Source organism: Bradyrhizobium sp. LB8.2 (genome assembly GCF_040548035.1).
Classification (GTDB): Bacteria; Pseudomonadota; Alphaproteobacteria; order Rhizobiales; family Xanthobacteraceae; genus Bradyrhizobium.
This window is the reverse complement of record NZ_JBEPQV010000032.1, coordinates 36,333-58,038: the sequence shown is the minus strand read 5'-3', so window position 1 is coordinate 58,038 and position 21,706 is coordinate 36,333. Positions and strand designations below refer to the sequence as shown.

At 63.4% G+C, this 21,706-nt stretch carries 24 protein-coding genes; 15 read left to right on the top strand and 9 right to left on the bottom strand.

The window, feature by feature from the left end:
- Positions 1-197: 197 nt before the first annotated feature.
- The 9 genes from rplL to ABIB06_RS30580 all read right to left on the bottom strand — a co-directional run bounded on the left by rplL (position 198) and on the right by ABIB06_RS30580 (position 7,209).
- On the bottom strand, positions 198-575 hold the full coding sequence (gene rplL, locus ABIB06_RS30620; RefSeq protein WP_007602994.1) for a 50S ribosomal protein L7/L12: 378 nt from the start codon (positions 573-575) through the stop codon (positions 198-200).
- Between the two features lie 53 nt (positions 576-628).
- The gene (gene rplJ, locus ABIB06_RS30615; protein WP_354050965.1) at positions 629-1,147 is read right to left on the bottom strand and encodes a 50S ribosomal protein L10; all 519 of its coding nucleotides are present in this window, start codon (positions 1,145-1,147) and stop codon (positions 629-631) included.
- A 589-nt stretch (positions 1,148-1,736) separates the two neighbouring features.
- Entirely contained in the window at positions 1,737-2,684 is a 948-nt protein-coding gene (locus ABIB06_RS30610; protein WP_354050836.1) for a 2-hydroxyacid dehydrogenase, read from the bottom strand.
- A gap of 89 nt (positions 2,685-2,773) precedes the next feature.
- Positions 2,774-3,466, bottom strand: a complete 693-nt coding sequence (gene rplA, locus ABIB06_RS30605) for a 50S ribosomal protein L1 (protein ID WP_092034881.1) — start codon at positions 3,464-3,466, stop codon at positions 2,774-2,776.
- 6 nt (positions 3,467-3,472) lie between these two features.
- Complete coding sequence (rplK, locus tag ABIB06_RS30600; RefSeq protein WP_045008228.1) at positions 3,473-3,901, bottom strand: 50S ribosomal protein L11; 429 nt, start codon at positions 3,899-3,901, stop codon at positions 3,473-3,475.
- A gap of 130 nt (positions 3,902-4,031) precedes the next feature.
- On the bottom strand, positions 4,032-4,586 hold the full coding sequence (gene nusG, locus ABIB06_RS30595; RefSeq protein ID WP_007602985.1) for a transcription termination/antitermination protein NusG: 555 nt from the start codon (positions 4,584-4,586) through the stop codon (positions 4,032-4,034).
- Positions 4,586-4,777: a preprotein translocase subunit SecE gene (gene secE, locus ABIB06_RS30590; protein ID WP_045008229.1), complete on the bottom strand. Its 192-nt coding sequence runs from the start codon at positions 4,775-4,777 to the stop codon at positions 4,586-4,588. The genes nusG and secE overlap by 1 nt, the downstream gene beginning before the upstream one ends.
- 388 nt (positions 4,778-5,165) lie before the next feature.
- Positions 5,166-6,434 carry a methyltransferase domain-containing protein gene (locus tag ABIB06_RS30585; protein WP_354069785.1) on the bottom strand — a complete coding sequence of 423 codons (1,269 nt, stop codon included), beginning with the start codon at positions 6,432-6,434 and terminating at the stop codon, positions 5,166-5,168.
- A gap of 187 nt (positions 6,435-6,621) precedes the next feature.
- Complete coding sequence (locus ABIB06_RS30580) at positions 6,622-7,209, bottom strand: SIS domain-containing protein (protein ID WP_354050841.1); 588 nt, start codon at positions 7,207-7,209, stop codon at positions 6,622-6,624.
- A gap of 162 nt (positions 7,210-7,371) precedes the next feature.
- Here ABIB06_RS30580 and ABIB06_RS30575 point away from each other — a divergent pair, with 162 nt between their 5' ends.
- The 15 genes from ABIB06_RS30575 to ABIB06_RS30505 all read left to right on the top strand — a co-directional run bounded on the left by ABIB06_RS30575 (position 7,372) and on the right by ABIB06_RS30505 (position 21,705).
- The gene (locus ABIB06_RS30575) at positions 7,372-8,400 is read left to right on the top strand and encodes an SDR family oxidoreductase (protein WP_354050843.1); all 1,029 of its coding nucleotides are present in this window, start codon (positions 7,372-7,374) and stop codon (positions 8,398-8,400) included.
- A gap of 82 nt (positions 8,401-8,482) precedes the next feature.
- On the top strand, positions 8,483-10,054 hold the full coding sequence (locus ABIB06_RS30570; protein ID WP_354050844.1) for a PfkB family carbohydrate kinase: 1,572 nt from the start codon (positions 8,483-8,485) through the stop codon (positions 10,052-10,054).
- Positions 10,055-10,082: 28 nt separating this feature from the next.
- On the top strand, positions 10,083-11,084 hold the full coding sequence (locus tag ABIB06_RS30565; RefSeq protein ID WP_354050846.1) for an NAD-dependent epimerase/dehydratase family protein: 1,002 nt from the start codon (positions 10,083-10,085) through the stop codon (positions 11,082-11,084).
- 5 nt (positions 11,085-11,089) lie between these two features.
- Positions 11,090-11,701: an HAD family hydrolase gene (locus ABIB06_RS30560; RefSeq protein WP_354050848.1), complete on the top strand. Its 612-nt coding sequence runs from the start codon at positions 11,090-11,092 to the stop codon at positions 11,699-11,701.
- Positions 11,665-12,726: an aminoglycoside phosphotransferase family protein gene (locus ABIB06_RS30555; RefSeq protein WP_354069783.1), complete on the top strand. Its 1,062-nt coding sequence runs from the start codon at positions 11,665-11,667 to the stop codon at positions 12,724-12,726. Before ABIB06_RS30560 ends, ABIB06_RS30555 begins: the two co-directional genes overlap by 37 nt.
- A complete protein-coding gene (locus tag ABIB06_RS30550; RefSeq protein ID WP_354050851.1) occupies positions 12,723-13,571 on the top strand; it encodes a transketolase in 849 nt (282 codons plus the stop codon). The genes ABIB06_RS30555 and ABIB06_RS30550 overlap by 4 nt, the downstream gene beginning before the upstream one ends.
- A 10-nt stretch (positions 13,572-13,581) precedes the next feature.
- A complete protein-coding gene (locus ABIB06_RS30545; protein ID WP_354050853.1) occupies positions 13,582-14,541 on the top strand; it encodes a transketolase family protein in 960 nt (319 codons plus the stop codon).
- 8 nt (positions 14,542-14,549) lie between these two features.
- On the top strand, positions 14,550-15,656 hold the full coding sequence (locus ABIB06_RS30540; RefSeq protein ID WP_354050855.1) for a DegT/DnrJ/EryC1/StrS family aminotransferase: 1,107 nt from the start codon (positions 14,550-14,552) through the stop codon (positions 15,654-15,656).
- Entirely contained in the window at positions 15,646-16,764 is a 1,119-nt protein-coding gene (locus ABIB06_RS30535; protein WP_354050857.1) for a DegT/DnrJ/EryC1/StrS family aminotransferase, read from the top strand. The genes ABIB06_RS30540 and ABIB06_RS30535 overlap by 11 nt, the downstream gene beginning before the upstream one ends.
- A complete protein-coding gene (locus ABIB06_RS30530; protein WP_354069781.1) occupies positions 16,761-17,567 on the top strand; it encodes a sporadic carbohydrate cluster 2OG-Fe(II) oxygenase in 807 nt (268 codons plus the stop codon). The genes ABIB06_RS30535 and ABIB06_RS30530 overlap by 4 nt, the downstream gene beginning before the upstream one ends.
- The gene (locus tag ABIB06_RS30525; RefSeq protein ID WP_211399458.1) at positions 17,560-17,952 is read left to right on the top strand and encodes an LIC12192 family sporadic carbohydrate cluster protein; all 393 of its coding nucleotides are present in this window, start codon (positions 17,560-17,562) and stop codon (positions 17,950-17,952) included. Before ABIB06_RS30530 ends, ABIB06_RS30525 begins: the two co-directional genes overlap by 8 nt.
- Before the next feature lie 25 nt (positions 17,953-17,977).
- Entirely contained in the window at positions 17,978-18,643 is a 666-nt protein-coding gene (locus ABIB06_RS30520) for a class I SAM-dependent methyltransferase (protein ID WP_354069779.1), read from the top strand.
- Entirely contained in the window at positions 18,621-19,220 is a 600-nt protein-coding gene (locus tag ABIB06_RS30515) for a WbuC family cupin fold metalloprotein (protein WP_354050863.1), read from the top strand. Before ABIB06_RS30520 ends, ABIB06_RS30515 begins: the two co-directional genes overlap by 23 nt.
- Before the next feature lie 69 nt (positions 19,221-19,289).
- Positions 19,290-20,507, top strand: coding sequence for a class I SAM-dependent methyltransferase (locus tag ABIB06_RS30510; protein ID WP_354050865.1), 1,218 nt, complete (start codon positions 19,290-19,292; stop codon positions 20,505-20,507).
- Positions 20,500-21,705, top strand: a complete 1,206-nt coding sequence (locus ABIB06_RS30505; RefSeq protein ID WP_354050867.1) for a class I SAM-dependent methyltransferase — start codon at positions 20,500-20,502, stop codon at positions 21,703-21,705. The genes ABIB06_RS30510 and ABIB06_RS30505 overlap by 8 nt, the downstream gene beginning before the upstream one ends.
- Position 21,706 lies beyond the last annotated feature (1 nt).

Sequence of the window (21,706 nt, the reverse complement as noted above, 5' to 3'; positions counted from 1 at the left end):
CGTGCTGTCGACCCGATATGGGACGACAGTAGTGCAGATTCGAGAGGTAAAGCCTCAAATCCCCACACTTTTTCGTGTTCCACCTGCGTCGGGCCGTTCCGTCGCACGCCTTTTGCATCTGGCCCACCCTTTCAGGGAGTGGACCGAGATCCCGGTTTCGCTGATGCTCACCGGGATCTCGTATCAGTAAGCGTTGCTTACTTGAGCTCGACCTTCGCGCCAGCCTTCTCGAGCTGGGCCTTGAGCTTCTCGGCTTCGTCCTTGTTCACGCCTTCCTTGACAGGCTTCGGCGCGCCCTCGACGAGGTCCTTTGCTTCCTTCAGGCCCAGGCCGGTGATGGCGCGGACTTCCTTGATGACCTCGATCTTCTTGTCGCCGGCGGCGGCAAGAACGACCGTGAACTCGGTCTTCTCTTCGGCCGGAGCGGCGGCAGCGCCACCACCAGCCGGGCCGGCCACGGCGACAGCCGCGGCAGCCGAAACGCCCCACTTCTCTTCGAGGAGCTTCGCGAGTTCGGCAGCTTCGAGCACGGTGAGGCTCGAGAGGTCGTCAACGATCTTCTGCAAGTCAGCCATTGTTCAGTTTCCTTGAATGTAATCTGGTTCGGGTTTGAGTTTTGCGAAGGGCGTCAGGCCGCTTCGCCCTTTGAGGCATAAGCCTGGATGACGCGCGCGAGCTTGCCCGCGGGCGCATTGGCGAGCTGAGCGATCTTGGTCGCCGGGGCCACAAGAAGGCCGACGATCTTGGCGCGCAGTTCGTCAAGCGACGGCAGCGAGGCAAGTGCCTTCACGCCGTCGACATTCAGGACGGTCGTTCCCATCGAACCGCCAATGATGACGAACTTTTCGTTCGCCTTGGCGAATTCGACGGCGACCTTTGGCGCCGCTACCGGATCGTCCGAAGTGGCGATCACGGTCGGTCCCTTCAACATGGAACCGATGGCAACGACGTCAGTGCCTTCAAGAGCAATTTTGGCGAGACGGTTCTTCGAGACCTTCACCGAGGCGCCAGCCTGCTTCATCTGCATGCGCAGCTTCTGCATCTGGACAACGGTCAGGCCGGAATATTGGGCAACGACCGCGACGCTCGTGGCCTTGAAGATGCCATTGAGCTGTTCGACCGCTTCCTTTTTTGCCGCTCGTTCCACAGCAAGCTCTTTCCGGTTGGCGGTCATCGCGAGAAACGGGACCACCGGGTTGCACCCATCGTCCCACCCAAAACCTGAACCTCTGGGCCAAAACCCTTCGGACACGCGCCGGGCGAGACGACAATTCAAAGCCTGCCCTCCGGGAGCCCATTGGAGCCCACGGCGTGTCGAGGTCCGAACCAAACCCATTCCGCAGCCAACCCTAAGGTGGACACGAAGTGAAATCCGGTCTTCACCCGTCTATGCAGGCCATGCGATTAAGCCGTTGAGAAATCGAGATTCCCCGCGGGCGCCTGCAGTCTTGGACAGGACAAGGTCAGCCGGCGAACCGCCCGACCCCTGCCCGCATTCCACCATCCGACGGGTTTTCTTTCCTTTTCCGGCAAATCCTTGCGGACGTCCTGAAAAGGAATGATCTCCTGCCGTATCGGGTTTTTCGGAATGCGTGCACGAACGCGCCAGCCAAGGCCGGTACGTCCGGAAGCGGTTCTTTAACCGCTCAGGGCCTGCTTGCCAAGAGCAAAATTCACACCAGTTCCAATCCGTTGCCGCTGGCGCTTGACCCGGGCCGACAAGGGTCGATTCGGGCTCATTTGACCCCATAAGGCAGCGGCTTGCCCTCGAAAAACGCGGTCAGGTTCGCCAGCACGCAGCCCTGCATGGCAACATGCGATTCGAGGGTATGGCCGCCGATATGGGGGGCGAACACCACATTGGGCAGCGCCGTCAGCTCGTCGGGCGCGTGCGGTTCCGTGTCGTAGACGTCGAGACCCGCGCCGGCGATGGTCTTCTCGGTGAGAGCCATCACCAGGGCAGTCTCGTCGATCACCGAGCCGCGGGAGATGTTGACGACGTAGCCGTCCGCCCCGAGCCGCTTGAGGATATCGGCGCTGACGGCGTGCTGGGTCTCGGCCCCTGCCCGGACCGCGATCATCAGCACGCTGCTCCAGTCGGCGAGCGCCTCCAGCGTCGGGAAATATTGATAGGGCAGATCGTGTTTGCTGCGGCTGAAATAGCCGATTTCGCTCTCGAAGGCGGCGCAGCGCGCCGCGATCTTGCGGCCGATCTCGCCCATGCCGTAGACGCCGATGCGGCGGCCGGGCATGCCGGCCTGCGGGCGCATCATCGGCGACTGCTTTGAGGCAGCCCAATCGCCGCTGCGGACATATTGGTCGGCAACCAGGATCCGTCGCGTCGTCGCCAGCATCAAGGTCATCGCGATATCGGCGACCGAGGCCGCATTGGCGCCGGGGCTGTGGCCGACCGCAATGTTGCGCGCGGCGGCGGCCTTCAGATCGACGCCGTCATAGCCGGTGCCGTAGCAGACGATGGTGCCGAGCTTTGGAAACAGGTCCATCGCCTCCGCGCCGAGCGGCGTGCCGCCCGCGGTGAGCACCGCGCGGATGCCACCGAGCTCGTCGGCCGAAAACACCTCGCGCGCGGGCTTGCCGCCGGTGTCGAGCAGATCGAACCGCTCGGCGAAGCGCGCCATCATCGTTTTGGGAAAGCGCGAGTAGATCAGGACCTTGTCAGTCATTGTTCTTGTTTCCAGTGAACACCGTCACAAACGACGAGGGGCGGAATCGGTTGCCCGATTCCGCCCCTCGCCTCATGCATTTACAAACCCTAGCCGAGAATGGTGCCCGGCTCGACCTTCACGCCGGGGCCCATCGACGAGGACACCGCAACGCGCTGGATGTAGGTGCCCTTGGAACCAGCCGGCTTGGCCTTGGAGACAGCGTCAGCCAGGGCCTTGATGTTCTCGACCAGCTTCTCCTCGGAGAACGAGGCCTTGCCGACGCCGGCCTGCAGGATGCCGGCCTTCTCGACACGGAACTCGACCGAGCCGCCCTTGGCACCCTTCACCGCGCCAGTGACGTCCATGGTCACAGTGCCGATCTTCGGGTTCGGCATCAGGCCGCGCGGGCCCAGCACCTTACCGAGACGGCCGACCAGCGGCATCATGTCGGGGGTCGCGATACAACGATCGAAATCGATCGTGCCGTTCTGCACCTTTTCGACCAGGTCTTCGGCGCCGACGACGTCGGCACCCGCAGCCTTGGCTTCATCAGCCTTGGCGCCGCGGGCGAACACGCCGACGCGGAGCGTACGGCCGGTGCCGTTCGGCAGGGTCACGACGCCGCGGACCATCTGGTCGGCGTGACGCGGATCGACGCCGAGATTGATCGCGACCTCGATGGTCTCGTCGAACTTCGCTTTCGCGCGTTCCTTGACCATCTTGATGGCGTCCGCGAGCGGGTAAAGCTTTTCGCGATCAACACCTTCGCGGGCTTTGTTCAAACGCTTTCCGATTGCCATGACCGCTTACCCTGCCACTTCCAGACCCATCGAGCGGGCAGAGCCCTCGACCATCTTCATGGCCGATTCGATCGTATCGCAATTGAGATCCTTCATCTTCTTCTCGGCGATCTCGCGCACTTGCGCCTTGGTCACCGCGCCGGCCTTGTCGCGGCCCGGCGCCTTCGAGCCGGACTGGATCTTGGCAGCCTGCTTGAGGAAGAAGGACATCGGCGGCGTCTTCATCTCGAAGGTGAAGGAACGGTCCGCATAGATGGTGATGACCACCGGGATGGGGGTGTTCTTCTCTTCCTTCTGGGTCTGGGCGTTGAACGCCTTGCAGAACTCCATAATGTTGAGACCGCGCTGACCGAGCGCGGGACCGATCGGGGGCGAAGGATTCGCCGCACCGGCCGGGACCTGAAGCTTCAGGTATCCGGTCACTTTCTTTGCCATGTATCACTCCTGTTGGGCCGGCCTGGACCGGCGGTTTCAGGTTCGTGGTCTGGGTCGGATGCGGCTGGCAACCGCCCTCTCCCTCCCACGGCCTCTTGTTGCGTGAGACCGAAGTCTCACGCCTACCCGATCAGACCTTCTCGACCTGACCGAATTCCAGTTCGACCGGCGTGGCGCGGCCGAAGATCGACACCGCGACCTTCACGCGCGAGCGCGCCTCGTCGATTTCCTCGACAACACCCGAGAACGAGGCGAACGGGCCGTCGGCCACGCGCACGTTCTCGCCGATCTCGAACGACACCGACGCCTTCGGCCGTTCCACGCCCTCCTGCACCTGGTGCAGGATGCGCATGGCCTCGGCTTCCGAGATCGGCATCGGCTTGTTTTCCGCGCCGAGGAAGCCGGTCACCTTCGGCGTGTTCTTGATTAGATGAAACGCCTCGTCGGTCAGCTTCATCTTCACCAGCACGTAGCCCGGAAAGAACTTGCGCTCGGCGTCGATCTTGCGGCCGCGGCGCACTTCCGTGACCTTCTCGGTCGGAACCAGCACCAGCTCGAACAGTTCCTCGAGCCCACGCTGCTTGGCCTGCTCGCGGATCGATTCGGCGACCTTCTTCTCGAAGTTCGAATAGGCGTGGACGATGTACCAGCGCTTGTCAGACAATTGAGCCGTTGCTGTTGCCATCAGTGGATGCCCAGAAGGAAGGTGATGAGGTAACGGATGACCTGGTCGGCGGCGAAGAAGAAGATCGAGGCCACGGCGACCATGACGAACACCATGATGGTGGTGATGGTCGTCTCACGGCGGGTCGGCCAGGTGACCTTGGCGGTCTCCGAGCGCACTTCCTGCAAGAACTTGAACGGGCTGACTGCCATCGTTTGATGTCCAACGTCCGTCGACAGACGCGAATGAATTTCAGGGATCCGAACAGCCGCCGTTGGCCCAGCCCTCTGTCTCGAAGGATGAGCCGGAATCCGGGCTCGATTGTTCGGGGATTTCAAAGCCGCGCCGGAAATCCGCGTCTAACGGGCCGGCTGCGAGTGCGCGGTATCTACTGCGGATGAGAGCAAAGGTCAAGATCGAGAGGGTGCCAGCGGGTAAACCGGCCTCCGCGGACGACCGAGCAGAGACCATGCCGATCAAGGGCTTATCGGCCGCCTGCAAAGCGCGGTCCCATGCCCTCCGCCGGCTCTTTGCAGAACGACACCCTGGGTCCCCCTCTCCTGGGACCCCTTCTAGCGACTTGGTAGCGACCTGGGGCGGTCAATCGGCCGGATCGATCGTCGAGATGCCCGGCAACGGCACAACGAACTTTCCGCCATCGGCGAAATAGCGGGCATGCTTGGCCCGGATCGGATCCACGTAGCGCCAGGCGAAAACGACGACGAATGCCGGCTTGCGCTCGTAAAGGGCGGCGGGCGACAGGATCGGGATGTCGTAGCCCGGGCCGGCCATCACGTTCCCCTTCTTGGGGTCGTCGTCCACCAGGAAGTCGATCTTCGTCTCCAGGCCGAACTGCGGCAGCAGGGTCGTGGTACCGACAGACACGCCGTAGCCGGCCACGAGTTGACCGCGCGCATGGGCGGCATCGGCCATCGCGACCAACTCGTCGCGGATGGCGGCGATCCTCCGCGCATAGGGCACATAGTAGGTGGGCTGGTCGACGCCGAGCCGGTCTTCCTCGCCGATGAAGCGCGCGACCTCCGCGGAAGGCTTCTTCGGGCCGCCGGCACGCTGCACCGTCACGCGGATGGAGCCGCCCTTGGTCTCGATGTGCTGGACGTCGATCACTTCCATGCCGAGCCGCGCGAAGAAGCGCGTCAGCGGCTTGATGTTAAAATACGACAGATGCTCGTGATAGACGGTGTCGAGAAGGTTCTTCTCGGTGACGTCGACGCCGTACTGCGTTTCGAAAACGAACAGCCCGTCCGGCGCCAGCACGTCGCGGACCCCGATCACCAGCGGATCGAGATTGTCGACATTGGCGATCATGTTGTTGGCGATCACGACGCTCGCCGCACCGTGGCTTTGCAGGATGCGGTGACCAATGACATCGGTGAAGAAATCGCCGATGGTCTCGATCCCCGCTTCCGTCGCCCGCCGTGCGATGTCGACGGCGGGATCGACACCCAGCACCCGCATGCCGCGCTCCCTAAAGAAGCCGAGCAGCGATCCGTCATTGCTGCCGAGTTCGACGACCAGCGAGCCCGGCGCGATGGCGAAACGGCTGACGACGTCGTTGGCATAGCCCGCGAAATGCTCCCGCAGGCCGAGCGAGAGCGAGGTGGTGTAGACGTAGTTGCGGTACTGGATCTCCGGATTGCCGACGTGCAGAATCTGGAGATGGCCGCAGTCTGCGCACAGGTGCAGCGCCATCGGCACGGCGGCGCGAAAGACGGGATCGTCGACGCTGGCGTTCGGCACCTGGAAGTTCGGCGTGCCGATGGGCATGCCTGCCATCGGGACGACCAGCTCCTGCTTGTCCGAATGACAGAGGCGGCAGGTATGCCGGACGTAGAACAGGTTTTTCATCGTGGGACCGGAAAACGGAGACATGCGGGCGGATGAGGCAATCTCACCCTGTGAAGATCAGATCGACGGCATTGGTCAAGAGAGTCGAGGGTGGCGCGCCCAATGTACACCGGCACGGCGATCAACAGCAGCAGCTTCACCGAAAATAGGCCGCCTGCTTCAATCGCGACTGCATCGAATTCCCGCCTCAGGATGCCGGATATTCCGCGCGACCGATGACGAGGTCGATCGCGGCCATCATCCAGAACTGGTGCGTGGTCTCGACGATGTTGTAGCTGCGGCTATCGACGTAAAAATCGACGTCGCCGAGATTGCGCAGCGGATTGTCCGCATTCATGCCCGACAGCGTGATCACGTCGAGCTTCATCGTCCGCGCCTGCGCGACCGCATTGAGGATGTTCTTCGAGCGCCCCGACGAGCTGATCGCGACGAGGCAATCGCCGGCGCGAGCGCTCAGCCGCACCGCATGCGCGAGCCAATCCTCGAAACCGTAATCATTGGCAAGGCACGACATCATGCTGGCATCGCTGAAGCAGAGTGCGGGCACTGATGCGTTCTTCGCCAGATCGATAGCGAGATGCGAAGCGATGCCGGCCGAGCCGCCATTGCCGATGAAGATGATGCGACCGCCCTGCTCTCGCGCGCGCAACCAGGTCGCGCGGGTGGCGGAGATCCTGGCGAAAACCCCGTCGTCAACCTCCGTCGCGCGATGGAGGCGCGCCACATAATCGTCGAGGAAAGCCTTGTGATCGGGATCGACGGACTCGGCAGGCATGGGCTCGCGGCTCGACGGCGACATGACGCCCTGATACCGGCTATCACCAGCGATTGCAAAGGTATAATACCTGCCGAGTGTACTAGCAGCCGATTCGGTTTCCGACTCCACTTAACATTGGCGAGCCTGTTTCGCTGGGCATTCGCATCACGGATGTTCCCCATGAAATGCATCGTTACTGGTGGCGCGGGCTTCATCGGCAGTCACCTCGTCGATCGTCTCCTCGACGACGGGCACAAGGTCATCGCGCTCGATAATTTCGTGATCGGACGCCCCGAAAATCTCGCCTCGCGCGCCGATTCGAGTCGACTGAAGATTGTGCGGGCCGACGTCACCGAACTCGAATCGATCAAGCCGCATTTCGACGGCATCGACTGGGTCTTCCATCTCGCCGCGCTGGCCGACATCGTTCCCTCGATCGAATCCCCGATCCCGTATCACCGCGCCAATGTCGACGGCACGGTCAACGTTCTCGAGGCTGCACGGCAGGCGGGCGTCAGCCGCTTCGTTTATGCCGCGTCGTCGTCCTGCTACGGAATTCCCGACGTCTATCCGACGTCGGAGAGCGCAGAGATCCGGCCGATGTATCCCTATGCGCTCACCAAGAATCTCGGCGAGCAGTGCGTCATGCACTGGTGCCAGGTCTACAAGCTGCCCGCGGTCGCGCTGCGCCTGTTCAACGTCTACGGGCCGCGCCATCGCACCACGGGCACCTACGGCGCCGTGTTCGGTGTGTTCATGGCGCAGAAGCTCGCCGGCAAGCCCTTCACGGTGGTCGGCGACGGCGAGCAGACCCGCGACTTCACCTTCGTCAGCGATGTCGCCGACGCTTTCGTGACCGCCGCGCGGTCCGATGTCTCGAACGAAATTTTCAATGTCGGTTCCGACCACACCTACAGCGTCAACCGGCTGATCGAGCTTCTCGGCGGCGACAAGGTCCACATTCCCAAGCGTCCCGGCGAGCCCGATTGCACCTATGCCGACATCACCAAGATCAAGCGGATCCTGAAATGGACGCCGAAGGTCAAATTCGAGGACGGCGTCGCGACGATGCTGAAGTCGATGGATCAGTACAAGGACGCGCCCCTGTGGACAGTGGACAAGATCGCGGACGCGACCAAGGACTGGTTCAAGTATCTCGGTGACGACAGCGACGCCGCGTCCGGCACGCTGCAGAAGGCAAGCCAGTGAACAGGTTCGCCGGATATCGTTGCCGCGAATCGATCAATTCCGGGCCGGCCGACTGAGGTCGGCCGGCGCTTTGGGTTATCACATGGGCAATCTTCCGACCGACAATCCCGCGTCAACCGCCCAACTGGCGGCGCACGAAAAGATCAAGACAATCGAGGAACTCGGCGAGATCGCGCGATCTGCGCAAGCGCAGGGCCGGAAGGTCGCACTCTGCCACGGCGTCTTCGACCTCGTGCATCTCGGCCACATCAGGCACATCCAGGCCGCGCACAACGAAGGCGACGTCGTCATGGTGACGATCACCGCCGACCGTCACGTCAACAAGGGGCCGGGGCGGCCGATCTTCCCCGAAACCATGCGGGCCGAGATGCTGGCCTCGCTCGCGAACGTCGATTGGGTCGGCATCAATCACACCTCCAGCGCCGAGCCGATTCTCGATACGGTGCGGCCGGACATCTATGTGAAGGGGTCCGACTACGAGAACCCCGAAGACGACGTGACCGGCAAGATCCGGACCGAGCGCGACGCCGTCGAGCGTCACGGCGGACGCATCGTGTTCACGCGCGACGTGACCTTCAGCTCCTCGTCGCTGGTGAACCGGTATTTCGACATCTACGATCCTCCACTCCGCGACTACCTGCAAAAGGTCCGTGAAGGTGGCGGCGCCGACCGTCTGCTGAAGCTGATCGACAAGGTGCAGGACATGCACGTCGTGCTGGTCGGCGACACCATCATCGACGAATACCAGTACGTCACGGCGCTCGGAAAGGCCTCGAAGGAAAACATCGTCGCCACGCTATTCAAGAACGGCGAGCAATTTGCCGGCGGCGTCATTGCCGCGGCGAACCATGTCGCGAGCTTCTGCAAATCGGTGGAGATCGTCACGACGCTGGGCGGCAACGACTACCCTGAAGAGTTCATCCGCGCGCATGTCCGCCCGAATGTCACGCTGACGCCGATTCGCATTCAGGGCCGTCCGACGACCCGCAAATCGCGGTACGTCGAGCTGGGATATCTGCACAAGCTGTTCGAAGTCTACACCATGGACGACACGCCGCTCGACGAGGCCGATCGGAAGGAGATCGACCGTATCACGACGGAGCGCGTGCGCGGCGCCGACGTAGTGATCGTCACCGATTTCGGTCACGGCATGATCGCCTCGAGCACGATCGACGCCCTGATTGCGAACTCCAAGTTCCTGGCGGTCAATGCCCAGAGCAACAGTGGCAATCACGGCTACAACCTGATCACGAGATATCCGCGTGCTGATTACATCTGCATCGACGCGCCGGAGGCGCGTCTGGCGGCAACCGACAAGTTCAGCGACATCGCATCCGTGATCGAGGCCGGCCTGCACGGCAAGATCGACTGCGACAACATGATTATCACGCACGGCTCCTTCGGTTGCTACCCGTTCTCTTCGAAAACCGGCGTCGCGCGCGTTCCTGCCTTCACCAAGACCGTCGTCGACACCGTCGGCGCGGGGGACGCCTTCCTGACGATCACCGCGCCGCTGGTCGCCGCCGGCGGCAATATCGAGGACGTCGCCTTCATCGGCAACGCGGCCGGCGCGATCAAGGTCGGGATCGTCGGCCACCGCAGCTCGGTCGAAAAGGTGCCGCTGGTCAAGTTCGTCACTGCGTTGTTGAAGTAGCGCGAACGGCAAATACTGGAGAACGACAGTGATTGGTCAAAAATGGAATGTGATGGTCACCGGTGGCGCCGGCTATGTCGGCAGCGTGCTGGTTCCCCACTTGCTCGCCGCGGGCCACATGGTCACCGTGCTCGACCTGTTCATGTATGGCGACGATGTCTTCGATGCCGTCCGCAACAATCCAAATCTGCGCTTGATCAAGGGCGACATCCGCGATGAAGCCGCGATCAACGAGGCCCTGCGCGGCAACAACGCCGTGATCCACCTCGCCTGCATCTCCAACGATCCGTCGTTCGAGCTGGATCCGGGGCTCGGAAAATCCATCAATTACGACTGCTTCCGGCCGATGGTGCGCGCCGCCAAGAAGGCGGGCATCAAGCGCTTCATCTACGCCTCCTCGTCCAGCGTCTACGGCATCAAGGACGAGGTCGAGGTGACCGAGGACCTGTCCTGCGAGCCGCTCACGGACTATTCGAAGTTCAAGGCGATGTGCGAGACCGACCTCGCCGACGAGGCCGCGTCAGGGTTCGTCGCCTGCACGGTTCGTCCCGCCACCGTCTGCGGGTACGCACCGCGGCAGCGGCTCGACGTCGTCGTCAACATCCTGACCAATCTCGCGGTCAACACCGGCCGCATCCGCGTGTTCGGGGGAACGCAGCGCCGGCCCAATCTGCACATCGAGGACATGTCCGCGGCCTATCTGTTCCTGCTCCAGCAGGACGACGCGAAGATCGACGGCAAGACCTACAATATCGGCTACGAGAACCACTCGCTGATGAAGATCGCCGACATCGTCAAGTCGGTGGTCGGTAGCAATGTCGACGTCGCCGTTGAGCCGACCGACGATCTCCGCTCCTACCACGTCTCTTCGGAGAAGATCCGCCGCGAGCTCGGCTTTGCGCCGACCCACACGATCGAGCAGGCCGTGTCCGGCCTCGTCAACGCCTTCAAGGGCGGCCGCCTGCCGAACTCACTCAACGACCCCCGGTACTTCAACATCAAGATGATGCAGAACATCAGCCTGAAGTGAGCGGCGTGCGGATCGGCATCGATTTCGACAACACGATCATCTGCTATGACAAGGTCTTTGCCGTCGTCGCACGTCAGCGTGGGCTGGTGCCTGAGGGGTGGGAGGGGCTGAAGACCGACGTGCGGGATCATCTCCGCTCCCGCGCGGGCGGCGAACTCGCCTGGCAAGGACTGCAAGGCTTCGTCTACGGCAAGGGAATTGGCGGCGCCGAAATCTATCCGGGGGTGCGGGAATTTTTGTCAGCGTGCAAGCAGGCCGGTTCGAAGGTCTCCATCGTCAGCCACAAGACTCGATTCGGTCATCAGGACCCCGACCGCACCGACCTGCGTGACGCCGCGCGCAACTGGCTGCGGGGCGCCACACTGATCGACGCTGCGGATGCGGCGCTGGCCATCGGCGACGTCTATTTCGAGGATACACTGGCCGCCAAAGTCGAGAGAATCGCGGGCCTGGGGCTCGACGTCTTCATCGACGATCTCGTCGACGTCTTCGAGCAACCGCATTTTCCCAAGGTCACGCGATCGATCCTGTTCACGCGGTCGCAGCCTCCCCACCCCGAACAGTGCAAGCCGATCGCGACATGGGCCGATATTCGCCGCGAGGTGTTTGCGGCATGAGCGAGACCGACATCACCGCGCCGGATGCGATCGCGATCGGCAGCCGCTTGGCCGGTGCGCGTGTCGTAGCCGCCCAGCCGGCACGGTCCGGCGGCAACAACAGGGTGTTTCGGCTGGAGATGGCGGAGGGACCGCCCCTTGCCCTCAAGCATTATCCGTCCGACGGACGCGATCGCCTGGGACAGGAATATGCCGCGCTCTTGTTTCTGTCGCGCCACGGCATCATGTCGACACCGCGGCCGGTCGCGAAGGACGCGGATGCGTTCTGCGCGCTGTACCAATGGTTCGACGGCGAGGCCGCGGTGCTGCGCCCGCAGGGCGACGACGCCGACCAACTCGCCGATTTCCTGATCGCGTTGCAGAAACTGCGCGCCGCCGAAGGCGCGCAGAATTTGCGCAACGCCTCAGCCAGCATCTTTTCACCCGAGGCAGCCATCGGCCAGTACGAGCAGCGCCTGGACGGACTGCGGCGGGTCTCGGATGATCATCCCGACCTGCGCGCGTTCATCGAAGGCAGCCTGGTTCCCAGCACTGACGTCGCGATTCGGCAGCTCCGCCGGCGCTACGCCGAACTGGGCCGGGATCCCGCAGCGGACCTTGCGCCCAACCATCGCGCGCTAAGTCCGTCCGATTTCGGACTGCACAACGCGTTGCGCGCCGAAGGCGGGTGCTTGCGATTCATCGACTTCGAATATTTCGGCTGGGACGATCCGGTCAAGCTCGTGTCCGACACCGCCATTCACCCCGGCAGCGACCTGCCGGAGGCGAGCGCGAATCGCTTGGTCAAACGGCTGTCGCGCGCCTTCGAGGCGGGCGATGACGCGTTTGCGATCCGCCGTGACGTACTGTATCCTGTGTTCAAGGGAATCTGGTGCCTGATTGTCCTGAACGCCTATTTGCCGGACAGCCGCTCCCGGCGCGCAATGGCTGCACAAGGTGGCGATGTTACGATCCGCCTCGCCGGTCAGCTCGACAAAGCCCGCCGGCTTCACCAGACGATTAGCCCAACAGATTTACCGAAGTGACACAGATCTCGCCCCACGCTGAAGCCGCCCTCACCTGCACGCTGGACGAGCGTAGCCTTTATCTGCGCCGGCTGGTGCTCGGTTCTGTCCGCTCCGCGGGACGCGGACATGTCGGTCCGGCATTGTCGCTGATCGAGATGGTCCGCGTACTCTACGACGACGTGCTGCGGATCGATCCGAAGAACCCGCGCGACCCGGGCCGCGACCGCGCGATCCTCAGCAAGGGGCACGGGTGTCTGGCGCTCTATGCGCTGCTGGCCGATCGCGGCTTCTTTCCCCTGTCGGAGCTCGACGGCTTCTGCGGCCCCGACAGCATTTTGGGCGGACATCCCGAATACGGAATGGTGCCGGGCGTCGAGGCGTCGACCGGCGCACTTGGACACGGCCTGTCGATCGGTGTCGGCCTTGCGCTTGCCGCGCGCATGCGCGAGCGCAGCTACCGCACCTTCGTCCTGCTCGGCGACGGCGAGATCAACGAGGGCTCGGTGTGGGAGGCTGCCATGGCCGCGGCCAAGCATGGGCTCGACAATCTGGTCGCGCTGATCGACTACAACAAGCTGCAGAGCTACGGCCCCACCGACTATGTCCTGCCGCTGGAGCCACTCGCGGACAAGTGGCGCAGCTTCGGCTTTGCCGTGCAGGAGCTCAACGGCCACGACGTCGGCGCCCTGCGCACCGTCCTGAAGCAGGTACCGGCCGTTCCGGGAAAACCCACCGCGGTCATCTGTCATACCGTCAAGGGCAAGGGTCTGCCGGCCGCGGAATCCAACGCCGATTGGCATCACAAGAACAAGCTGACCGACAGCGAGCTCGGCGCCATCCGCGTCGCTGTCGGCGATTTTTGATCGGCTTCCCATGCGCAATACCGCGATGAACATGGTCCACAAGCTCGCCACGCGCGACGAGCGTGTGCTCTACATCGGCTCCGATCCCGGCGCGGGCACCTTGCGCGCGATGAGCAAGGAGTTTCCCAAGCGCCACCTGATCGAAGGCATTTCGGAAGCGCACATCATCGGCATGTCGGCCGGTCTCGCGATGGAAGGCTTCGTGCCCTACGTCAACACCATCGCGACATTCCTCACCCGCCGCTGCTACGAGCAGGTCGCCGTCGATCTCTGCCTGCACAATCTACCGGTGCGGCTGATCGCCAATGGCGGCGGGCTGGTCTATGCGCCGCTCGGCCCCACCCACCAGGCGATCGAGGACATCGCCATCATGCGGGTTCTGCCGAACATGACGGTGGTCTGCCCGTGCGATGCCGACGAGGCGGCGCGGCTGATGGAGCAAACGCTCGACTGGACCGGACCGATCTACATCCGTCTCGGCAAGGGTGGCGACGCAATCGTCTCGAAGGCCGAGCACGGCTTTGAGATCGGCAAGGCCATCCTGATGCGGCCGCCCGGTGACGTCGTCATGGTCACGACGGGCATCATGCTCCAGCGCGCACTCGCCGCGGCCGACCTGCTGGCCGCCCAGGGCATTCGCGCCGGCATCCTGCACATGCACACGGTCAAGCCGCTCGACACCGAGGCGCTGCTGCAAGCGATCCGGCGCACCAAGCTCGTGGCGACGCTGGAGGAGCACGTGCCCTCCGGCGGCCTCGGCAGCGCGGTCGCGGAGGCGCTGATCGACAAGCTCGGCTTCGGCCTGCCCGCGATGCTTCGGCTGTCGCTGCCGGACCGGTTCATGCACAATTACGGATCGCAGGACTCGCTGCTGAAGAAGCACGGACTTTCCGCCAGCGCCATTGCGACCTCGATCGAGCGCGCGCTCGCCGCCTCGCACACCTCCTCTCCTCAACTTCATTCCACCTGACGGGCCCCATGCACGACGTTCGATATTCCTATCTGCTCGAGCAATTCTCCGATCCTGCCCCGATCCTGGCCGAGATCGGCCGACTGGTGGCGACCGGTGATTTCACCCTGGGCAAGCCGGTCGCCGAATTCGAGCGGCGCTTTGCCGAGCTGATCGGCGTGCGTCACGCCATCGGCGTCGGATCGGGCACCGATGCGCTCAAGCTGCCGCTCAAGGCGCTCGGCATCGGTCATGGCGACGAGGTCATCACCGCCGCTAACACCTTCATCGCCACCGTCGGCGCCATCGCGGAGACCGGCGCGACGCCCGTACTGGTCGACTGCGACGATTCCTTTTGCATGAACGTCGACTACGTCGAAGCCGCGATCACGGAGAAGACCAAGGCGATCATGCCGGTTCAGTTGACCGGCGAGGTCACCGACATGGGCAAGCTGATGGCGATCGCCCAACGTCACAACATTCCCGTCGTCGAGGATTCCTGCCAGGGCATTCTGTCGGAGTTCGCGGGAAAGCGCTCCGGCACCCACGGTATCGCAGCCGGCTTCTCCCTGCATCCGCTCAAGAACCTCAACGTCTGGGGCGATGCTGGCGTCGTCGTCACCAATGACGACGGGATGAACGAGCGGCTTCGTCTGATCCGCAACCACGGGATGAAGAATCGCGACGAGATCGCGATCCTCGGCTGCAATTCGCGGCTAGATTCCCTCCAGGCGGTGGTCGGCAACTGGCTGATCGGCAAGACCAGCGAGATCACACGCCGCCGGATCGAGAACGCGGCCTATTATGACGCGGGCCTCGCCGGCCTGCCCGGCCTGCGCATTCCGCCGCGCCGGCCCAACGTGAAGCACGTCTATCATCTCTACATGGTGTTCGCCGAGCGCCGCGACGAGCTCTACAAATACTGCCTGGACAACGGCATCGAAGCGAAGATCCACTACCCCATCCCGCTGTATCAGCAGGAAGGCCTCAAGCATCTCGGCTACGGGCCGGGCACCTTCCCGGTCACCGACCGCCACGCCCAGGAAGTCATCAGCTTCCCCGTCGACCAGCATCTGACGCACGCCCAGCAGGACCGCGTCATCGAGATCGTCCGGAAATTCTGCCATGGACGCTGACACCGGCCGCCGGCGCATCGGTTACGTCAATCTTCCCGCGCAATTCGAGGAAGAGCGCGGCGAGATCATGCAGGCGGTCGAGGGCGTATTCCAGCGTGGCGATTTCATCGGCGGCGCGGCCGTTGCGAAGCTCGAAGAGGAGCTCACCACCTATCTCGGCTCGCCGCATGTGGTGACGCTGAACTCCGGCACCGATGCGCTGATCCTGTCCTTGAGGGCGCTCGACATCGGTCCCGGCGACGAGGTGATTACCCCGCCGAATTCGTTCGTGGCATCGACTGCCGCCATCGTCGCCGTTGGCGCCACGCCGGTGTTTGCGGACGTGCTGCCGGACCAGAACATCGATCCGGCGGCGGTCGAGGCCGCCGTCACCCCGCGGACCAGGGCGATCATGCCGGTGCACCTGACCGGACGCATGGCCGACATGAGCCCGCTGATGGCGATCGCGGCCAAGCACGCTCTCGCCGTGATCGAGGACAGCGCGCAGGCCATCGGCTCGACCTATGACGGGCGGATGAGCGGGACCATCGGAACGTTCGGCTGTTTCTCCGCCCACCCGCTGAAGAATCTCAATGCCGCGGGCGACGCCGGCTTCGTCGTCACCGCCGACGCCGAGCTGGCCGCGAGAATTCGACGCCTGCGCAATCACGGCCTGATCAATCGCAGTGACGTTCAGGAGTGGGGCATCGTGTCACGCCTCGACACGGTCCAGGCGGAGGTGCTTCGCATTCGCCTGCGTCACCTGCCCTCTGTCATCGAACGCCGGCGCCGCAACGCCGCGCAATACCGCACTGAGCTCGCCGGCCTTCCCCTGTTCATCCCGGTTTGCCGCAACATCGAGTTCAACACCTTCCACACCTTCGTCGTGCAGACGGACCGTCGCGACGACTTCCAGAAATATCTTGCCGACAAGGGTATCGAGACCGCGATCCACTATCCGGTACCGATCCACCTCCAGGAGGCGGCGGCGCATCTGGGTCACGGTCGCGGCGCGTTCCCGGTGACTGAGCGGCAGGCGGATCAGATCCTCACGCTTCCCATCAACCAGTTCCTCTCGGCCTCGGACATCAGCTATGTTTGCGCGACCGCCCGGGAGTATTTTGCATGACGGACACGGCTTTCCTCGAGGCCGATGAGCAGGCGCTGGCGCAACGCTTCATCGACGACGGCTTCGTCACCACGCCGGCCGACGATCGCGCCGGGCTCGACCGGATCCAGCGGCGCGCAGCCGAACTCGCGGCGGACTATCTGAAGCTGCCGCACGGCAACGACCCCTACGCGATGCTCGACACCATCCACACGCGGATGAACGCGGATGATCTCAACGGCCTGCGGCTGCACGTCTTCAACGGCCTCAACGCCGAGCCCTGGTTCCGGCCGACCTATTTCCGTCTGGCGCGCTCGACGATCGAGACCATCGTCGGCAACGAGCTCTGCATGCAGCGCCGCGTCAATCTCAGCATCCAGCTGCCGGGCGACGATTCCTCGCTGCTCGCCACCCATTCCGACGTCTGGTCGGGCGACTCGCCGTTCGAGGTCGTGGTGTGGGTGCCGCTGGTCGACGTCCACCGCTCCAAATCGATGTATCTGCTGCCGCCGTCCCTGAATGGCGACATGCAGGACCGAATGGCCAGCCTGCGCAGCGCCGAGGAGCTGTACAAGACCATCAAGCCGCACGCGACCTTCATCGAGATCCCCTACGGCCAAGTGATGCTGTTCAACCAGACCCTGATGCACGGCAATCGTATCAACGAGGAGCCCGGCACGCGCTGGAGCATGAACTGCCGCTTCAAGAGCATCATGTCGCCCTACGCGGACAAGCGCTTCGGCGAGTTCTTCGAACCGATCCTGCTGCGCCCGGCGACACGCGTGGGCATGCAGTACAAGCTGCCGGGAGGCTTCCATGGCTGAGCGAGCCGGCCATCGCGGCTATATCGGCGCCCGGCCGCTGAACGGCAGCCGCACTCCGCAGCACGTCCAGAACATCGTGATCCGCGACTACGCGCGGCGGAAGAACCTGCATTATCTGCTCAGTGCCGCCGAGCACACCATGCAAGGCAGCTACATGGTGCTCGAGGACATCCTGGACGAGCTGCCGCGGCTGCGTGGCCTGATTCTCTACAGCATCTTCATGCTGCCGCCCGAAGAGGCGCGGCGGCGGGAGATCTACGACCGCGTGCTGAGCGAAGGCTGCGACTTGCACGCCGCCGTCGAGGAGATCACGCTGTCCTCGCGCGACGGCATCCAGGCCGTCGAGGATATTCTGCTCGTCAATAAATTCGCGACCATCCTGTGACGATGCCGCCGACCGGTTGGGGACAATGACCGAGATCAACTTACTCCAGCCGATGCACGCATCGACCAAGCGGAACTACGTTCAGCGGGTCGTCGAGCACGACAAGGCGGAATCCGCCACCGTGGCCCGGCAATGGGGACACGACTATTGGGACGGCGACCGCCGCTATGGCTATGGCGGTTATCGCTACGACGGACGGTGGCGCCCGCTCGCCCAGACCCTGATCGACCGCTATGGCATCAAGCCCGGGATGAGCGTGCTCGATGTCGGCTGCGGCAAGGGCTATTTGCTCCATGAGTTCAGCCAGCTCGTGCCCGGCCTCACGATCGCCGGCATTGACATCTCCGACTATGGCATCGCCAACGCCAAGGAGGAGGTGCGGCCGCAATTGAAGATCGGCAGCGCCGTCGAGCTCCCCTACCCCGACCACAGCTTCGATCTCGTGGTGTCGCTCGGCGTGCTTCACAATCTTCCGCTCGAGGACGTCTTCCGCGCCGTGTCGGAAATCGAGCGCGTTGGGCGCGGCGCCTCGAAATATCTGATGGTGGAAACGTTCCGCGACGAGCGCGAGAAGGCGAACCTGCTCTACTGGCAGCTCACTTGCCTGAGTTTCCACGGTCCGGAAACGTGGGCGTGGATCTACGACAAATGCGGATACCGGGGCGACCATGGGTTCATCTTCTTCGAATGAAGCAACGGGCCTGCGCCGGCCGACGCTGCGTGCGCAAAATCCCGAAGTATATTATTCGGACGACGCCATCGTCACGGCGGACGACGCCACGATCGCCGAGCTGAAGCGCATCGCCGCCGGCAATCCGCGTCTGCGCAGCAGACTGTGCACGCATCCCGATCCCTCGTCCGGCCTGCACGAGATGCTCATCGTGCATCATCGCGAGGCCTATGTGCGGCCTCACAAGCATTTTGGCAAACCCGAGTCGTTCCACGTCATCGAAGGCACCGCGCAGGTCGTGATCTTCGAGGATGACGGGCGGATTCGCGACGTGCTCGAGATGGCGCCTTACGGCAAGGGCAAGCGCTGCTACTACCGGATGCCCGAGCAAGTGTTTCACTCGATCCTGATCACCTCGGAGTGGCTGGTGTTTCACGAAACCACCGCCGGTCCGTTCGATCCCTCCCGCACGGCATTTCCCGACTGGGCTCCCGACGGCAGCGATGCCGCTGAAGTCCAGGACTACGTCACGAAGGTTGGTGCGCTCGCCACGGCACGGCAACTTAAGAATTGTGGCACGACCTCTGGCGCGATATAGGCTTCAACTGCGTCGCGTATCGCCTGGAGCACCGATGTTTCCTCGCTTTTCCTGCACAGAGCCAAACCCGTGACCGATCATTGCCGCCTCTGCCATTCGACCAATTTGCGCCCGGTCATCGACCTCGGACAGATGCCGATTGCGCATCGGCTTCGGCACAGCCGCGACGAACAGGACGACCGGTATCCGTTCGAGGTGCTGGCGTGTGGCGAGTGCGGCCTGCCCCAGATCGTCAAGCCGATCGATCCCGACATTCTGTACCGGCAGTTCAACTACAATTTCAGCAGCTGGAAGCCGGAGCCGCACCAGGTCGACGAGCTCGATACCATCGCGAAATTCTCGAGCCATCAATCCGTGTTCGAGATCGGATGCAACGACGGCCTGTTCATGGACAGGCTTCGCGAACGCGGCGCGAAAGTTCTGGTGGGCGTCGAGCCCAACCTGGTGTCGGGCAAGATCGCCCGCGAGCGCGGCATCAAGGTCTATGCCGACATGATCAGCCCGGCGCTGTGTCACGACGCGGTCGCAGAGGCCGGCAAGTTCGACCTCGTCGTCTCGCGCCAGGTGCTGGAGCACATCGTCGATTTCGAGAACTTTTTCGACTGCGTGAAGATCGCGCTCAGCGACGACGGGCTGCTGTTCATCGACGTGCCTGATTTCGCACCCGGCTCGACGGCGGGCGACCTCTCGGTCCTGTGGGAGGAGCACGTCAGCTACTTCACCGAACCGACACTGCTCGCGCTGCTGGCGCGCCACGGCTTCGAGGCGGTGTCGGTGAAGAAATACAATTTCAGCGGCGGCAGCCTCGCGATCGCAGCGCGCCGCGCCCCGCACGACGTGACGCCACCGCCCGCCCCTGCCGGAGTCGGCGAGAGGTTCGGCCAGCGCGCAAGGGAGTACGGCGCGCGGCTCCGCCCGATCCTCGCCAAGGCTCGCGCCAACGGCGCCGAGCTCGCCATCTACGGCGCCGGCTGCCGCGCCTGCACCTTCACCAATGCCCACGAACTCGCGGATCTCGTCGACCTCTCGGTCGACGACCAGAAGGAGCGCCAGGGCTTGTTCCTGCCCGGCACCGGCATTCCGATCCGTTCGCCGGAGGGCCTCGCAGGCAAGTCGAATCCGCTCGTCTGCCTTCTGGCCGTGAACCAGGAGAACGAAGACAGGGTCAGCAGCCGGCTGCGCGAAACCGTGAAGCGCCCGCTCCACATCGTTTCGATCTTCGCACCCTCGGACATCTGGAACGAGCTCGATCGCCTCGAGGCGGCCGCAGGGTCGCGGCATGGCTGAGGACAAGCTCTTCAACTACTACGAACGTCAGGAGGTCCTGCCGACGTTCGGGAATTTCAAATCCGCCGCCGAACTCGGAGCCTATGCCGGCCTGCGGCGCGAGTTGTTTTCGGACAAGCTGGTGCTGCCGCCGCGGTTGTTCCGCGACGCCGACGTGCTCGAATTCGGCCCCGATTCCGGCGAGAACGCGCTGGTGTTTGCAGGCTGGGGCGCAAACATGACGCTCGCCGAGCCGAACCGGCATGCGCACGCGAAAATCCAGGATTACTTCGCGCATTTCAGCCAAGCGGAACGTCTGCGTGAACTCGTATCGTCCGATGTCGAAGGATTTCGCAGCGATCGTCGCTTCGACATCATCGATGCCGAAGGATTCATCTACACGGTGCAGCCGACTGAGAATTGGCTCGGCATCTTTCACCGGCTGCTCAATCCGGACGGTTACGCGGTCGTTTCCTACTACGAGCGCTACGGCGGATTCTTCGAGCTCGCGCTCAAGGCGATTCATGCGGCAGGCAAGGTACTGACGGGCCGTCCCGGGCTCGAAACGGCGAAGATGCTGTTCGACGCGAAATGGAACAGCATTCCGCACACACGCAGCTTCGTATCCTGGCTGATGGACGTGCTCGAAAATCCATTCGTTCGGCACCGCTACTTCCTCGAGGCGGGAGCCTTGTGTAGGGCGGCGCACGAGCAGGGATTCGATATCCATTCGGCGTGGCCCGCCTATCGCGACAGCCTGGACGTCTACTGGCACAAGAAGGTCCTGTCCGATGACGAGAAGCTGCGGCGCGCGGCGCGCCATCTCGGCCGCAGCCGTCTGAGCTTTCTCGGCGGACGGAAGCTCTATCTGGCCGGCAAGACCGAAGCGGTCGACGCGATCTCGGCTTCGATCGAGACACTGGTTCTCGATGTCGATGGGATGATCGAGGATCCCTTCGGCGACAGCCTGCCCCGTGTGATCGCGAGCCTCGCGTCGCTGCGCGAGACGATAAGGACGACAGAAATTCTCGCCGAAGATGCGTCCGACATCGACGCCGTCGTCGCGACGCTCGACAGTTTCCATCGTATCTTTGGCGCGATCGGGCGACGGGACGTGTCCGCGGTCACCGCGCTCACCCAGTCAGACCCGGCCTTCATCAACACCTGGGGACAGCCGGCGCATTTCCTCGTCATCCGGAAGCGCTTCGAGGGATCCTAGC